Origin of the sequence: Ruegeria meonggei, assembly GCF_900172215.1 — a bacterium.
GTDB lineage: Bacteria > Pseudomonadota > Alphaproteobacteria > Rhodobacterales > Rhodobacteraceae > Ruegeria > Ruegeria meonggei.
The window spans coordinates 160,975-175,419 of sequence record NZ_FWFP01000003.1; the positions used below are offsets into that span (position 1 = coordinate 160,975).

Here is a 14,445-nt window from a genome sequence, read left to right on the forward strand (position 1 = left end):
TGAAAACCGTGCTGTTGCGGCCTAAACCCATACCATGGTCAAACCTGCCTTTGCTCACGTCACCCAATGGGTGTTCGACCTCGACAACACGCTGTACCCGCCGCATATGCGCCTGTTCGACCAGATCGAGGTGCTGATGACTGATTACGTGGTACAGGCAATTGGCGTCGACCGTGCCGAGGCGGATCGCCTGCGATCCCTTTATTGGCGGCAATACGGCACCACGCTGGCGGGGTTGATGGCCGAGCATGATCTAGACCCTGACCCCTATCTGTACGCGGTTCACCAGGTCGACATGAGCCACATGGACCCCGATGCCGAGCTAGCTGATCACATCCGGACCCTGCCCGGACGTCGCATTGTCTATACCAACGGCAGTGCGCCGTATGCCGAACGTGTGCTTGCAGCGCGAGGCCTCAGTGGATTGTTCGATGCGATTTATGGGGTGGAACACGCAGGCTATCTGCCCAAACCGGAAAAAGCCGCGTTTCAGGCGATCTTTGCCCAGGATGGGATTGACCCGGCCAAAGCTGCGATGTTCGAAGACGATCCCCGCAACCTGGCCGCTCCGCACGCGATGGGCATGCGCACTGTCCACGTCGCGCCCGAGCCACACCAAGCTGAACACATTCATCACCACACCGACGATCTGGCCGCGTTTCTTGCGCGGCTGAAATGACCTAACGCCTGCGGCAACTTGCCTTTGCTGCATTGCAGCATTTTGGTGTATGCAGCGCAACACAAACGGATAGGAGACCCCCATGTGCGCGAACGTGATTCCCCGACGCCGAACTCAGTTGCAACGACTGTTGTTTGCAATACCCATGCTCGGAATAATGTTTTGCGATGCAGAAGATGTCACGACGAGGGACTGGGCATACTCGGCTGTTGGTCTGTTCCTTCTGTGGGGGGTATTGATCCTTTTGTTCGGCCTGCCAGGTCTGTACATGCCAGCCGTGGCCATGGTGCCAGTGATGTTCCTGATCCTGCTGCGGATATCGCGCGGCTGAGACACGGGACAGGATGTCACTTGGCACTTGAGACAGAAGCACTCTAGGGTTTGCCCAAAACCGAAAGAGGCGCCATGGCAGACCAGTGTGACATCCTGATTTCCGGCGGCGGAATCGCCGGACTGACCGCTGCAGCGGCTTTTGGCACCGCCGGGTTCGACGTGATCTGCGTCGACCCGACCCCACCGATCACCGAACGCGATGTCGACGGGTCCGACCTGCGGACCACTGCCTTTCTGCAACCCGCGCATGGGCTTTTAGAGCAATGCGGGCTGTGGCAACGGCTGGACGCACACGCGGCCCCCTTGCAGATCATGCGCATTGTGGATGCCGGCGGAGATGTGCCGGAACCGCGCGTGGTGCGTGATTTCAACGCGGCTGATATCTCGGACCAGCCCTTTGGCTGGAATCTGCCCAATTGGCTTTTGCGGCGCGAGATGGTCGCCCGTCTGGCCGAATTGCCGAATGTCGATTTCCGTCCTGGCACCGGCACCGCCAGCCTGTTCACCCGCACCGCCGAAGCCCGCGTGGGCCTGAGCGATGGCAGCCGCATTCACTGCAAGCTGGTGATCGCCGCAGATGGCCGCAATTCGCCCATGCGCGAGGCCGCGGGGATCAATGTCCACACCACGCGCTATGGCCAAAAGGCGCTGGCTTTTGCCGTCACACATCCCATCCCGCATGACAATGTTTCGACCGAAATTCACCGCTCGGGCGGGCCCTTCACCCTGGTCCCCCTGCCAGACTGGCAGGGGCAGCCGTCTTCGGCGATTGTGTGGATGGAGCGCGGACCCCGCGCGGTTGAGTTGCTCAACACCGAGCCCGAAGTGTTTGAGGCGCTGATGACCGAACGGTCCTGTGGGTTGTTCGGACCGTTAAAACTGGCCTCGCGCCGGACCATCTGGCCGATCATCAGCCAGTCAGCAGAACGTCTGGCTGGCGAGCGAGTCGCGCTAATGGCCGAGGCCGCCCATGTGGTGCCGCCAATTGGAGCCCAGGGATTGAACATGTCGCTGGGCGATCTGAGCAGTCTGCTGGAACTGGCGCAGGCCCGTCCTGAAGGTCTGGGCGATGCGCAGATGCTCGATGCCTATCACAAAGCCCGCCATACCGAGATCGAGATGCGGGTCAAAGGCATCGATCTGTTGAACCGCGCCTCGATGATCGAGGCGCGGCCGTTAAGGGACGTCCGGGCAATGGGGCTAAATGCGCTCTATTCTCTACCGGCTGTTCGCAAGACCTTGATGCAAATGGGCCTCGGCGTACGCTAAGGCCCGAACGGTTTCACAGAACCTGATCCAGCACGCGCTTGAGCCGCCCGATAGTGCCGTCAACGTCATACAATTTGTCCAAACCGAACAGACCAAGGCGGAAGGTGCTGAACCCTTCAGGCTCATCACATTGCAACGGCACACCTGCTGCGATCTGCATGCCCAAAGCGGCAAACTTCTTGCCATTCTGAACATCCGGGTCCGCCGTATAGCTGACCACGACACCCGGCGCGCCAAATCCGCCTGCCGCAACCGAAACGATGCCTTTGTCCCGCAGCATCGCCCGCACACCATCGCCCAACGCCCATTGGGCGTCACGCAGCTTTTCAAACCCATAATCGCGGGTCTCGACCATCGTATCGCGGAATGCCTTCAACGCATCTGTGGGCATGGTCGCGTGATACGCATGCCCGCCATTTTCATAGGCCTGCATGATCTGCCGCCACTTCTTCAAATCAACGGCAAAGCTGTCCGAAGTAGTCTCCTCCAACCGCGCCTCGGCACGCTCAGAAAGCATGACAAGGCCCGCGCAGGGCGATGCACTCCACCCTTTCTGGGGCGCCGAGATCAGAACGTCCACACCGGTGGCCTTCATATCGACCCAGGCACAACCCGATGCGATGCAGTCCAGCACCATTAACGCCCCAACCTCATGCGCGGCGGTGGCCATCGCGGTCACATAGGCGTCCGGCAGTATCAGACCAGCCGAGGTTTCCACATGCGGGGCAAAGACAACATCCGGGCGCTGTTCCCGGATCGTCGCCACGACCTCTTCGATCGGGGCCGGGGCAAATGGTGACGGGCTGGAGTTTCCGGTCTGCCGCGCCTTCAGAACCGTTGCCGACGCCGTCAACCCTCCGGATTCGATGATCTGGCTCCAACGGTAGGAAAACCACCCGTTCCGAACCACCAGCACATTGGCATTGCGCGCAAACTGCCGGGCGACAGCTTCCATGCCGTAAGTGCCGCCGCCAGGAATGACCGCAACACCGTCCGCCTGATACACATCGCGCAACATACCCGAGACATCCCGCATAACCTGCTGAAACTGGGCGGACATGTGGTTCAGTGACCGATCCGTGAAAACAACCGAAAATTCTTCGAGCCCGTTGGGATCAATAGTCTCCAAAAGCGCCGGCATGATGTGTCCTTTCAAACTATCTCAGAGATTTCTGACCCCAATCGGGGAAATGGTCAAACGCTCTTTCCGCAGCGCAGTTGACGCGAGGGAATACAGGTTCCTAACAGAATATTAACTCCTGAAAGCGTCAATATTCAGGTAGTTGACGCCAAACAGTGTCACCGCCCCTTTACACCCTGACGTGTTTCTGAACAGATGCATTCACTTTGTAGAAGAAAGGTTTTTCCTCCCGTGACTGCGCATAAGCGGATCAGTTTCCAAGTTGTACGTGACGAGGTCAAAAGACGTATTGAAACCCGTATCTGGCCGCAAGGATCTCTGCTGCCAACGGAAACCCAACTTGCCGAAGAATTCAATTGCGCACGTGCCACCGTGAATCGCGCCCTCAGGGAACTTGCGGATCAGGGTTTTGTGGAACGAAAGCGCAAAAGCGGGACGCGGGTCAAAAAAGAGCCCAGCAAACACGCCAAGCTTGAGTTTACGCTGACGCGGCAAACCGTAGAAAACCAGAACTCTATCTATCGATATGCGCTGGTGGAACGCAACGTGGTCGCAAGCCCCGGTTGGCTGGCCTCACAACTCAGCGTGTCACCGGACGCGCGGGTACTGCACCTCGTGTGCATGCATTACGCCGACAACCTTCCCTTTCAGCTGGAAGAGCGCTGGATCAACATTGCAGCCGTGCCCGAGGTGGAACATGCCGACCTCAACAGCCACGGCCCCCACGAGTGGCTTTTAAATGCCGCCCCCTTTACCGAGGCCGAAGTGGCTTTTTGTGCGATCTCTGCCGATGGCCGATTGGCTGAATTCATGGGTACGACCGCCGGTACTTCGATGATGCAGCTTGAACGGATCACCTGGAAAGACGGTGAACCGATGACGTTTTCCCGGATGACACATCATCCCGGGTTCCGCATTCGCACAAAATACTGACCTGCCCTAACCAATCGGACCGGGCAAACGCTCTTCGCTTAGCAACACGTTGGCTTCAACATCGCCTGCTCCCGGCAGGGTCATGATCCGTCGGCGCAAGACGCGCTCGAAGTCTGACAGGTCGCGCGCCACAACACGCAGGCGATAGTCATACAAGCCTAAAACATGCTCGACCGTCTGGACTTCGGGAATGGCACTAACGGCGCGTTCAAAGTCTTCCAGACTGATCTGCCCCTTGCGCGCCAGCTTCACACCAAGGAAAACCGTCACCCCGAACCCAAGCGCCTCGGCGTTCAGGCGCAGGCGGCGACCTTTGATGATACCTGCGGTTTCCAGCCGCCTGATGCGCCGCCAGGTCGCGGGCTGCGACAAGTTCAGCTTTCGCCCCAACGCCCCAGCGCTTTGCGTGGCATCCGTGGCGAGGTTGTGGAGAATTTGCCTGTCGATCTCATCAAGCTCTATCATACGGGCAAAACCTCGTCGCTTTTGACGCGCGCGATATGCATCAGCGCTTCGATATCAGCGATATGAGGCAAGGTCAGAATGCGGTCTCGATATAGCTGTTGGTAATGCTTCATATCCCTGGCCAACACCGACAGGCGGACGTCAACACGTCCCAGAAAGGTCTGCAATTCGATGACTTCGGCCACTTGCCGGGCGGCGGCGGTAAACTCGTCAAATGCACGCGGTTGAGTCTTGTCCAGCGTCACGCGCAACGAAACTTCGACCGCATATCCCAGCGCGGTCCAGTCGATCACGGCCTCTTGCCCTTGAATGACACCCGCCTCCTGCATTTTTTCAATCCGCCGCCAGCAGACGCTGGCACTGATCCGAGAGCGTTCGGCCAATTCGGAAGTCGACAGAGTGGGGTCGGCCTGAAAATGGCGCAGGATTCGCCGGTCGATATCATCAAGCATGAATTTTTCACTTCTACGGTAATTCGCGAATAAATACTCACACTCTTGCCGATATTTCAAGGATAGTGCCATCGCATTCCTTGGAAAGTCGCAGTAGAACCTTGCTCAATCGAAACAGAAAGGACCAGCGACATGCGCGTCTATTACGATCGCGATTGCGACATCAACCTGATCAAAGACAAAAAAGTGGCAATCCTGGGCTATGGCAGCCAGGGCCACGCCCATGCGCTGAACCTGCGCGACTCGGGCGCAAAGAACTTGGTCGTTGCGCTGCGCGAAGGCTCGGGCTCGACCAAGAAAGCCGAGGCCGAAGGTCTGCAGGTCATGGGTATCGCAGAAGCGGCGGCCTGGTGTGACGTCATCATGTTCACCATGCCCGACGAATTGCAGGCAGAAACCTACAAGAAATACGTACATGACAACATCAAGCCCGGCGCAGCCATCGCATTCGCGCACGGCCTGAACGTTCACTTTGGCCTGATCGAGCCGAAAGAAGGCGTCGACGTCATCATGATGGCCCCCAAAGGCCCCGGCCACACCGTGCGTGGCGAATATGCCAAAGGCGGCGGCGTGCCCTGTCTGGTCGCCGTCAACAGCGACGCGACTGGTAAGGCGCTGGAAATCGGCCTGTCCTACTGCTCGGCCATCGGTGGCGGCCGCTCCGGCATCATCGAGACCAACTTCCGCGAAGAATGCGAAACCGATCTGTTCGGCGAACAGGCCGTTCTGTGTGGCGGTCTGGTTGAGTTGATCCGCTGCGGCTTTGAGACCCTGGTCGAAGCGGGCTACGCGCCTGAAATGGCCTATTTCGAATGCCTGCACGAAGTAAAGCTGATCGTTGACCTGATCTATGAAGGCGGCATCGCCAACATGGATTACTCGATCTCGAACACAGCAGAATACGGCCAGTACGTGACCGGCCCGCGCATCCTGAAATACGACGAAACCAAAGCCCGCATGAAAGAAGTGCTGAACGACATTCAGCAGGGCAAGTTCGTCCGTGACTTCATGCTGGAAAACGCTGTGGGTCAGCCGACCATCAAAGCGTCACGTCGCGCCAATGATGAGCATATGATCGAAGAAACCGGCGCCAAGTTGCGCGGCATGATGCCATGGATTTCGGCCGGTAAAATGGTCGACAAAGAAAAGAACTAAGTCTGACAGGAGTCAGCGTAGGGGCGGCCCAAAAGGCCGCCCTTTTTCGTCCTGCTATCTGAGGCGCACATGGTCCATCAACCCACCTCCCGCGATTGGAGCGGCGTTATCACGCTGGGCCTGATCTGGGGCGGCACCTTTATGGTCGTTGCCATGGCTTTAGAAGGCTACGGACCGGTGACCGTCGCCACTGCGCGCACTACGCTGGGTGCGGTGACGCTGTTGGGCCTGATGGCAGTCACCCACCGTAGAATGCCCAGCCCCTCTGCCGGGCTTTGGGGGTTCATTGTTATCATTGGTATTCTGTCCACGGCGCTGCCCTTTGTACTGCTAAGCTGGGGGCAGCAATATGTTCCGTCAGCCTTTGCAGGTCTGTCGATGGCGGCGATTCCGTTGATGGTCCTGCCGCTTGCGCATTTTTTCTCGGACGAACCCATGAACCTGCGCAGGCTGTTGGGCGTGTCACTTGGGTTTTCTGGTGCCTTGGTGCTGATCGGACCGGGCCTGGCGCAGCTGGGAACAGGCGCAGAGCCATTGGCGCAACTGGCCTGTATCGGGGCGGCGTTCTGCTATTCCTGTGCGTCGATTTTCACCCGACGGTGCCCACCCATCGACCCGGTGACCTTGGCGGCCCTGACCCTGGTGGTTGGTGCCGTTATCCTTGTGCCGATCATGCTGGTGACCGAGGGTATCCCCGGTTGGGAGGGGACACGCCCCGGTCTGGCCATTCTGGTCTTGGGCCTTGTGCCTACGGCCTTTGCCACATTGCTGCGCGTGTCCATCATTCGCAGCGCCGGGTCTGTATTCCTGACGTTGGTCAACTACCAGGTGCCAATCTGGTCGATGGTGTTCGGCGCGTGGATTCTGTCCGAGGCTCTGCCCATACGGTTTTACATCGCACTGGCGATGATCCTGACCGGGTTGGCGATCAGCCAGTGGTTCAGTCTGCGTAAAATGTTGACAGGGCGTTAACCGGCAACCGCTTCGACCTCGGCCACGATGCCATCCACGACCTGCGTCAAAAGGGCGTCGTCTTCGCATTCTGCCATCACGCGGATCAAAGGTTCGGTCCCTGATTTGCGGATCAGCAGACGCCCCTGCCCGGTCAAACGCGCCTCGGCATCGGCAATGGCAGCCTGAACCTTGGCGGCTTCAAGCGGGGTCTGCCCTTCGCCGTAGCGCACGTTTTTCAACAGTTGAGGTACGGTTTCGAACTGCACCGACAGTTCAGAGGCTTTGCGGCCCGTATGCACCATCTCGGCCAGGAAATGCAGTCCGGCCATCAGGCCATCGCCGGTTGTCGCATAATCGCTCATGACGATGTGGCCCGATTGCTCTCCGCCCAGATTGAACCCGCCGTCACGCATCCGCTCAACGACATAGCGATCACCTACTGCCGTCCGTTCAAGGCGCAACCCGACTCGGGCCAGATGCCGCTCGAGCCCGAGGTTGGACATCACCGTGGCAACCAACGCACCGCCGGTCAGACGGTCCGCCTTGGCCCAGCTGGTCGCCAGCAACGCCATCAGCTGATCGCCGTCAGCCACCTGCCCATGCTCGTCCACCATGACCACGCGATCGGCGTCTCCGTCCAGACAAATGCCAACGTCAGCCCCGTGGGCCACAACCGTTTCTGCGGCCAGCTGAGGCTTGGTCGAGCCGCAATTAAGGTTAATGTTCTTACCGTTTGGCGCGACGCCAACCGGGATAACCTCAGCCCCCAATTCCCAAAGAACCTCGGGCGCAGTGCGGTGGGCAGCCCCGTTGGCGCAATCGACCACCACTTTCAGCCCATCCAGTCGCAGATCGCGCGACAGCGAGGATTTGACCCGCTCACCATAGCGGAAACGGGCATCGTCCACCCGGCGGGCGCGTCCGATATTCTGCGCCTGTGCAGGTTTGACGCCCTCTTCGATCAGCCGTTCAATCTCGATCTCTGCCTGATCCGACAGCTTGTAACCGTCAGGACCAAAGAACTTGATGCCGTTATCCTCGGCCGGGTTATGACTGGCCGAGATCATCACACCCAAGTCCGCCCGCATGGAGCGGGTCATCAGACCCACTGCCGGGGTCGGTACCGGACCCAGTAGCAGCACGTTCATACCGGTCGAGGTCAAACCTGCTGTCAGAGCGTTCTCTAACATGTACCCGGACAGGCGCGTATCTTTGCCAATCACCACACGGTGCACGCTGGATGCATCCCGGCGGAAGTAACGGCCAACAGCGGCCCCGATGCGCAAGGCCATCTCGGCCGTTATCGGATGCGTGTTGGCAGTGCCCCGCACCCCGTCGGTTCCGAACAGCTTGCGCATAGGTAATACTCCACGAATTCTTGCCTGCGACCGGATTACCGGACTGCGGCCCATAGGCGCAAGGCCTGAGCGGTCTCAGCGACGTCATGAACCCTGACGATCTGCACCCCTTGTGCCAATCCCGCCAGTGCCACGGCAATAGATCCAGGTGCGCGGGCATCCTTGCGCGGCTCTTTGCCAATCTGACCGATCAGCCCTTTCCGGGACACCCCCAGAAGGACCGGGCAGCCCAACCCATGAAACAGGCTGAGATTTTGCAGTAAGGTCAGGTTATGTGCTTCGGTTTTACCAAACCCGATACCAGGATCGACCACGATTTGGTTCTGCGGCAACCCAAGCTGTTCCAGCCGTGCCACCTGCCCTTCCAGAAAATCATACACGTCCAGCAATACATCGTCGTATTGCGGATCGTCCTGCATGGTGGTCGGATCGCCCTGCATATGCATCACACAAACCGGCGCGCCCGTTTCGGCGCAAAAAGGCGCAAGCTGCGGATCGAACGTGAAGCCCGACACGTCATTGATCATCCCTGCGCCTGCCATCCACGCCGCCTGTGCGACGCTGGCCTTGCGCGTGTCGATGGAAATCAGGGCGTTTGTCTCGGCGCGTATCGCTTCTATCAGGGGCTTGGTCCGGGCAATCTCTTCGTCCACGGGCACAAAGGACGCACCGGGACGGGTCGACTCGCCACCGATATCCAGAATGCAGGCCCCGTGCGAGACCATCTCTTGTGCCGACATCAGGGCGGCCTCGACCGAATTATGTACTCCACCATCCGAGAAGCTGTCAGGTGTTGCGTTGAGAATGCCCATGATCTGTGGGCGATCCATCTTGATCCCTGCAATATCCGCACGCGGTTGGGTCAGACGGTTCAGAACCTCTTCTGGGATTTGCTGTACTGAAACGATGCTGGACTTTACACCCCGACCCAATCGCTCCGCATGGGTGAACCACAAAGGTAACCCGGCCAGAAACACCGCCCCATTGGGGCACGCCGGGCCATGTTGCACCAGAGGTCGGAAATACGCCGTCAAAGCTGTGCCTGATCCACGGATACAGCACGCAGCGGGGTCTTGGGCGCGTCCGGCAATGCTCCGCCGATCACCATCATTTCGCTGGCCTCAAACGTGGCAGCAAACCACGCCGCCAAGGCCACTGCGTCCGAAGGCGCCGCTGAAGGACCATCGACTGCATCCAGCACGATCTTAGACGGCGCCCAGACGCAGATCTGGCCGTTTTTCATGGCCCAGTCCAACTCGGTCCGCGTCGACACAACAACGCAGCGACGATCCCGCGCGGCCAGAACCCAGGCGTTCTGTTCAATCGCCAAGAGGTCAATCCGACGCTGTGTCATCGCATGACCGGTCTGCGGTACCGCCATTTCTGCTGCTCCGACACACAGGATCAAGGGCCGCTGGCGGTGTTCCAACTGATCGATCCATCCGGTCAGGTTTGACGATGTGATGGCCTCGTTCGACAAAAAGGCCAGCCGTGGATGGGGGCGCTCTTCCTCAACCATATCGTGGTGTACGTTGTCTTTGCCGCGCACGATTTCGACGCCTAGCGCACCGGGTCCGCGATCCAGTTTTTCTATGCGAACAAAGGCTCTTACGGCCTGATGTTCAAGCAATATTCGCTCGGCCACCCGATCAGCCAGCGTTTCCAGCAGGTTCAGCCGTTCGGCCGCCAGCTCAAAGCCGATGGCCTCGGTCACTCGGTCATAGGACAGGATCCGATCGACGTCGTCATCAATCGGGTCGGTCAGAGGGCGAACCTCGACCACAATGTTAAAGCAGATCCGCTGTGTGGTTCCGCGTTCGGCCTGAAAAGCACCGATCTCAACCTCGACGATATGGTCGCGCAATGAGATGCGATCCAGAGGGCCGCGCGCCGCGGTTGCTTCGGACCGTTCGGACGGGTGCGCAAAGGCAAGACGGATTTCAGAACTCATGCGACAGACCTTCTCGGGCTCTTTGGACTGATTTGCCCAAAATAGACGATGCGCGCGCATATATCACTGCAACAAACGCCTTTCCAGTCATCGAATGCGGCGTCAGGTGACGCGGATCATCGCAGACGCCTTGTGGCCCAACATGTGGCAGTCAACAGCGAGCTGTTCGGATTGTCCGCCTCCAGCGCTATTTACCGGGCCTCCCCTCGCTCGCGACCAGAAAGCTGAGTCACCCAACGGCGTCGCTTCAAGCCACTACAGGGCCAGACAGGCGTGGTGGGAAGGCCCTGTGGGGCGATTTGGCGGGTGGCTTACCGGGCAAGCGGGTCAGCACCAAACCCCGATCCTATATAAGGCAGCGCCCACATTGTGGCCATCAATTGCAGGATGAGCCTGCGTGAAAACGTCGTTGCGGGCCAATCAGCCCGCAACAATGATCATTCAACGCCCCCGCACCATCAGCCTTCCGGCGCAGGTGCGTCTATCAATTGCTCGCTGTCTGGTAGTTGTGGCGATAGAAAACATGCACGCCGATGCGCGCCGTTTCCTTGTAAACACGCGACCACGACGGGTTGACCGATGTGGTATGGTAATGCGTCGCACCTTCGGTCAGTTCTTTCGAAGCCCCGTCGATCGCAGCACGCGCGACTTTGGACACGCGCTCATAAGCTCTTTTCTCGCGGATGACTTCCTTATGACCATCGCAGGTGTAGGTGAACTGGCACTGGTATTTCTTGCCTGTTCCCTGCTTGATCACGCCGCACAGCGAATCCGGAAAACGACCGCTTTTGACACGATTGAGAATTACCTCGGCCACCGCAAACTGACCGCGCACGCTTTCGCCACGCGCCTCAAAATACAAGGCTTCGGCCAGGCATTTGAAATGCTCGTCCCCTTTGGCCGCAGGCTGTTGATCCAGCCAGTCCTTCGAGTACGAAACTTTTTTCGGTTCAAGCGGCTTTCCGGGCTTGAACAAGCTCAGATAATCGCGGAAATTCTGAACAGGCAGTTCACCACGTGAAACCAGCTCAGTCTTGGCAGCATTGGTCGCTTTCCTTTCGGCGAACGATGCACTCGGCAGCACAGTTGCTGCCATGACGGCAACAGCCAGTATATATCTTAGCATCAGATAACCTCGCACAGGCACATTACGCGCCAAACCCTCCCCCGGCGGGCGCGAGAAGGCTCATACCGAAATGAAACGGAAACGTCCAGTTCTGATGGAAACGCAAGTGGAAAATCGCCGTAACGTCAAAAAAAATTGACGACAGCGCCTCTCAACAACTACTATTCCTAGGGTAAAAGGGGACTGTCAACCCCCAAGTCTGGACGAAATTGCCAGTTGAGCGGCAGCCAGCCGAGCGACAGGCACCCGGAAGGGCGAGCAAGAAACATAGTCAAACCCCAAATCGCGACAGATGGCGATTGATTCGGGGTTGCCGCCGTGCTCGCCACAAACGGAAAGCGTAACGTCCGGTTGCGCCTGCCGTCCGCGTTCAGACCCGAGTTTCAGCAATTCGCCCACCCCATCAGCGTCAAGGACGTGAAACGGATCTTCGACAAAGACACCCTGGCGGACATAGGCCGACATGAACCGGCCAGCATCATCGCGCGACAGCCCATATGTCATCTGTGTCAGGTCGTTAGTGCCAAAACTCAGGAATGAAGTTTGCGGAGCGATCTCATCCGCGCGCAGGCAGGCGCGTGGCGTTTCAACCATGACCCCCAGGCGGTATTCAAACTCCACCCCTTGCTCCGAGGCCACCGAGGCCGCAACCGAATCGATCCGCGCTTTGACCAGTTCGACCTCGCGCTTGGCGGAAACCAGCGGTATCATCACCTCTGGCACAATAGGCGCACCGTTTTTGCTGGTTTCAAGTGTGGCCTCAAAAATAGCCCGCGCCTGCATGTCATAGATTTCGGGAACAGTGACACCAAGACGGACACCGCGCAGACCCAACATCGGGTTATATTCCGTCATGGCCGCGACACGGCGCTCAACATCCGAGACCGGCAAGTCCAACGCCTCGGCCAATTCACGTTGACCGCTGCGTGTGGTCGGCAGGAATTCGTGCAGGGGCGGGTCAAACAGGCGGATACACACGGGCTGGCCTTCCATGATCCGGAACAGCTGCACGAAATCCTCACGCTGCATCGGCAACAACCGTTCCAACACCGCGGCGCGACCCGAGGAGGTTTGCGCAAAGATCATCTCACGCATCACAATCAGGCGGCCGGGGTCAAAAAACATATGCTCGGTCCGGCACAGACCTATCCCTTCTGCTTTAAAATTGCGGGCCGTCTGCGCATCGGCCGGCGTGTCAGCGTTGGCGCGTATGGCGATGTCACGTTCGCTATCGGCCCAGCCCATAAGTGTTTGAAAACAATCGTCTAATGCGGCCTCCAACATGGCGGGTTGTCCGGCCAGAACCTGCCCCGACGTGCCGTCAATCGTAAGGATATCGCCGGTTTTGAACACACGCCCATCAGAGGCGGTCAGCAGCTTTTTCCGAGTCTGGAAACGCATGTCCAAGGCCCCGACGATACAGGGTAGACCCAGGCCCCGCCCAATCACCGCCGCGTGGCTGGTCATACCGCCCTTTTCGGTCAGCACCGCAACAGCCGCATGCATTCCGCGCACATCCTCGGGCGCGGTCTCGCGCCGGACCAGAATGCAGGGCTCTCCTCGGGCTGCGCTGGCCTGCGCCTCGGCAGCCGTGAACACAAGTTTGCCGGTTGCCGCGCCAGGGCTGGCAGCGATACCTGTGGTCAGAACATCTCGGCGCGCTTCGGGGTGGACCTGTCGATGCAGTAACTCGTTCAAAGAATGCGGATCGACCCGCATCACCGCCTCTTGCGGGGTAATTATGCCATCTTCCGCCAAACGCACCGCGATCCGCATCGCCGCCCGCGCACTGCGTTGCACGCGCACGCCGTCCAGAATATGCACATGGCCGTTTTCGATCACGAACTCGACCTGCATTTCTTCCTTCAGCTTGACCCGCATCAACGCCGCATGGGTCTTGAGATCAGCAAACGCCGTCGGTGCCACCTCTTCCAAAGACTTACCGCGCGGGTCCTTTTCCAGATACAGCGCGGCCACGCCCGCACCCAGTGCATCCCGACCCTGGCTTTGGCTCAGATAGCGACCCGTTAGCTGTGGCATTCCCGTTGTAGGATCAATCAGTTGCAGTACACCTGATCCGCATTCGCCCTGCCCGACACCGGGGATCATTTCCTGAATGACAAGGCCCAGCCCCGCATCCACAGGAGCCCCCTTGGCCTGTCGCAGCAACCGGGCCGATGTGCCATCCCAGGCCCGCGCCATCGACCGCAGAACGGCAATCAACTGCTCGCCCCGGTCCTGAGGAAAGGCTTCGTCGGTCTCATCCTCATAGGCCCGCAGCGATTGCTGCAATCCTTCGCGCCCATCTGCATCTATGTCGTCAAACACATCCGCATCCAGCCGCGCGACGTGAACCGCGTAGCTTTGGACAAAGCGCAGGTACAGCGCGGCGGCGGCCTCACCACCCATCGAATCCGACAGGTCCACATAGCGCGCGTCATTCATCCCGATGTTCAGGATCGCCCCGGGGCCTCCCCAGTCGGGGTCCTCCGAACTTGGTCGGACGCACAGCAAAGCGGTCTGATCGAACTGATCCAGGATAACCGCTATATCAGGCACCTGCCCTTTAGCGATCCGTTGCACCGCGTCAAACGATAAAGCAACCGTACGGGGCACTGGCATTTCCAGC

14 protein-coding genes are annotated in these 14,445 nt (G+C 59.0%); 6 read left to right on the top strand and 8 right to left on the bottom strand.

Features of this window, described 5'->3' with window-relative positions; all coding sequences use genetic code 11:
* Positions 1–34 precede the first annotated feature (34 nt).
* The 3 genes from RUM8411_RS05910 to RUM8411_RS05920 all read left to right on the top strand — a co-directional run bounded on the left by RUM8411_RS05910 (position 35) and on the right by RUM8411_RS05920 (position 2,281).
* A complete protein-coding gene (locus RUM8411_RS05910) occupies positions 35–679 on the top strand; it encodes a pyrimidine 5'-nucleotidase (protein WP_085821765.1) in 645 nt (214 codons plus the stop codon).
* A 157-nt stretch (positions 680–836) separates the two neighbouring features.
* On the top strand, positions 837–1,010 hold the full coding sequence (locus RUM8411_RS05915; protein WP_234995138.1) for a hypothetical protein: 174 nt from the start codon (positions 837–839) through the stop codon (positions 1,008–1,010).
* A 74-nt stretch (positions 1,011–1,084) separates the two neighbouring features.
* Positions 1,085–2,281 (top strand): UbiH/UbiF family hydroxylase, encoded by a 1,197-nt coding sequence (locus tag RUM8411_RS05920; RefSeq protein WP_085822009.1) that lies wholly within the window; start codon positions 1,085–1,087, stop codon positions 2,279–2,281.
* A gap of 13 nt (positions 2,282–2,294) precedes the next feature.
* On the opposite strand, the gene RUM8411_RS05925 is transcribed toward RUM8411_RS05920, so the two are convergent.
* A complete protein-coding gene (locus RUM8411_RS05925; protein ID WP_085821767.1) occupies positions 2,295–3,422 on the bottom strand; it encodes an aminotransferase class V-fold PLP-dependent enzyme in 1,128 nt (375 codons plus the stop codon).
* A gap of 231 nt (positions 3,423–3,653) precedes the next feature.
* Between RUM8411_RS05925 and hutC the strand changes: the two genes are divergently transcribed.
* Positions 3,654–4,355: a histidine utilization transcriptional repressor HutC gene (gene hutC, locus RUM8411_RS05930; RefSeq protein WP_200818538.1), complete on the top strand. Its 702-nt coding sequence runs from the start codon at positions 3,654–3,656 to the stop codon at positions 4,353–4,355.
* Between the two features lie 6 nt (positions 4,356–4,361).
* Here hutC and RUM8411_RS05935 read toward each other — a convergent pair whose 3' ends face one another.
* Together RUM8411_RS05935 and RUM8411_RS05940 are read right to left on the bottom strand one after the other, a co-directional pair.
* A complete protein-coding gene (locus tag RUM8411_RS05935; protein WP_085821769.1) occupies positions 4,362–4,820 on the bottom strand; it encodes an Lrp/AsnC family transcriptional regulator in 459 nt (152 codons plus the stop codon).
* Positions 4,817–5,272: an Lrp/AsnC family transcriptional regulator gene (locus RUM8411_RS05940; RefSeq protein WP_085821770.1), complete on the bottom strand. Its 456-nt coding sequence runs from the start codon at positions 5,270–5,272 to the stop codon at positions 4,817–4,819. The genes RUM8411_RS05935 and RUM8411_RS05940 overlap by 4 nt, the downstream gene beginning before the upstream one ends.
* A 132-nt stretch (positions 5,273–5,404) precedes the next feature.
* Between RUM8411_RS05940 and ilvC the strand changes: the two genes are divergently transcribed.
* Together ilvC and RUM8411_RS05950 are read left to right on the top strand one after the other, a co-directional pair.
* The gene (ilvC, locus tag RUM8411_RS05945) at positions 5,405–6,427 is read left to right on the top strand and encodes a ketol-acid reductoisomerase (protein WP_085821771.1); all 1,023 of its coding nucleotides are present in this window, start codon (positions 5,405–5,407) and stop codon (positions 6,425–6,427) included.
* A gap of 69 nt (positions 6,428–6,496) precedes the next feature.
* On the top strand, positions 6,497–7,399 hold the full coding sequence (locus RUM8411_RS05950) for a DMT family transporter (protein WP_085821772.1): 903 nt from the start codon (positions 6,497–6,499) through the stop codon (positions 7,397–7,399).
* On the opposite strand, the gene glmM is transcribed toward RUM8411_RS05950, so the two are convergent.
* The 5 genes from glmM to RUM8411_RS05975 all read right to left on the bottom strand — a co-directional run bounded on the left by glmM (position 7,396) and on the right by RUM8411_RS05975 (position 14,438).
* Positions 7,396–8,739 (bottom strand): phosphoglucosamine mutase, encoded by a 1,344-nt coding sequence (gene glmM, locus RUM8411_RS05955; RefSeq protein WP_085821773.1) that lies wholly within the window; start codon positions 8,737–8,739, stop codon positions 7,396–7,398. The genes RUM8411_RS05950 and glmM overlap by 4 nt on opposite strands.
* 35 nt (positions 8,740–8,774) lie before the next feature.
* The gene (folP, locus tag RUM8411_RS05960) at positions 8,775–9,773 is read right to left on the bottom strand and encodes a dihydropteroate synthase (RefSeq protein WP_085821774.1); all 999 of its coding nucleotides are present in this window, start codon (positions 9,771–9,773) and stop codon (positions 8,775–8,777) included.
* The gene (locus RUM8411_RS05965; RefSeq protein ID WP_085822010.1) at positions 9,770–10,690 is read right to left on the bottom strand and encodes a dihydroneopterin aldolase; all 921 of its coding nucleotides are present in this window, start codon (positions 10,688–10,690) and stop codon (positions 9,770–9,772) included. Before RUM8411_RS05965 ends, folP begins: the two co-directional genes overlap by 4 nt.
* Before the next feature lie 484 nt (positions 10,691–11,174).
* Positions 11,175–11,816 carry a cell wall hydrolase gene (locus RUM8411_RS05970; RefSeq protein WP_085821775.1) on the bottom strand — a complete coding sequence of 214 codons (642 nt, stop codon included), beginning with the start codon at positions 11,814–11,816 and terminating at the stop codon, positions 11,175–11,177.
* 186 nt (positions 11,817–12,002) lie between these two features.
* Complete coding sequence (locus tag RUM8411_RS05975) at positions 12,003–14,438, bottom strand: putative PEP-binding protein (RefSeq protein ID WP_234995156.1); 2,436 nt, start codon at positions 14,436–14,438, stop codon at positions 12,003–12,005.
* Positions 14,439–14,445 lie beyond the last annotated feature (7 nt).

Bases quoted from the DNA above. Each gene is read 5' to 3' on its own strand.
- RUM8411_RS05910 (WP_085821765.1), top strand. From the start codon at position 35: ATGGTCAAACCTGCCTTTGCTCACGTCACCCAATGGGTGTTCGACCTC.
- RUM8411_RS05915 (WP_234995138.1), top strand. From the start codon at position 837: ATGTTTTGCGATGCAGAAGATGTCACGACGAGGGACTGGGCATACTCG.
- RUM8411_RS05920 (WP_085822009.1), top strand. From the start codon at position 1,085: ATGGCAGACCAGTGTGACATCCTGATTTCCGGCGGCGGAATCGCCGGA.
- RUM8411_RS05925 (WP_085821767.1), bottom strand. From the start codon at position 3,422: ATGCCGGCGCTTTTGGAGACTATTGATCCCAACGGGCTCGAAGAATTT.
- RUM8411_RS05935 (WP_085821769.1), bottom strand. From the start codon at position 4,820: ATGATAGAGCTTGATGAGATCGACAGGCAAATTCTCCACAACCTCGCC.
- RUM8411_RS05940 (WP_085821770.1), bottom strand. From the start codon at position 5,272: ATGCTTGATGATATCGACCGGCGAATCCTGCGCCATTTTCAGGCCGAC.
- ilvC (WP_085821771.1), top strand. From the start codon at position 5,405: ATGCGCGTCTATTACGATCGCGATTGCGACATCAACCTGATCAAAGAC.
- RUM8411_RS05950 (WP_085821772.1), top strand. From the start codon at position 6,497: ATGGTCCATCAACCCACCTCCCGCGATTGGAGCGGCGTTATCACGCTG.
- glmM (WP_085821773.1), bottom strand. From the start codon at position 8,739: ATGCGCAAGCTGTTCGGAACCGACGGGGTGCGGGGCACTGCCAACACG.
- RUM8411_RS05965 (WP_085822010.1), bottom strand. From the start codon at position 10,690: ATGAGTTCTGAAATCCGTCTTGCCTTTGCGCACCCGTCCGAACGGTCC.
- RUM8411_RS05970 (WP_085821775.1), bottom strand. From the start codon at position 11,816: ATGCTAAGATATATACTGGCTGTTGCCGTCATGGCAGCAACTGTGCTG.
- RUM8411_RS05975 (WP_234995156.1), bottom strand. From the start codon at position 14,438: ATGCCAGTGCCCCGTACGGTTGCTTTATCGTTTGACGCGGTGCAACGG.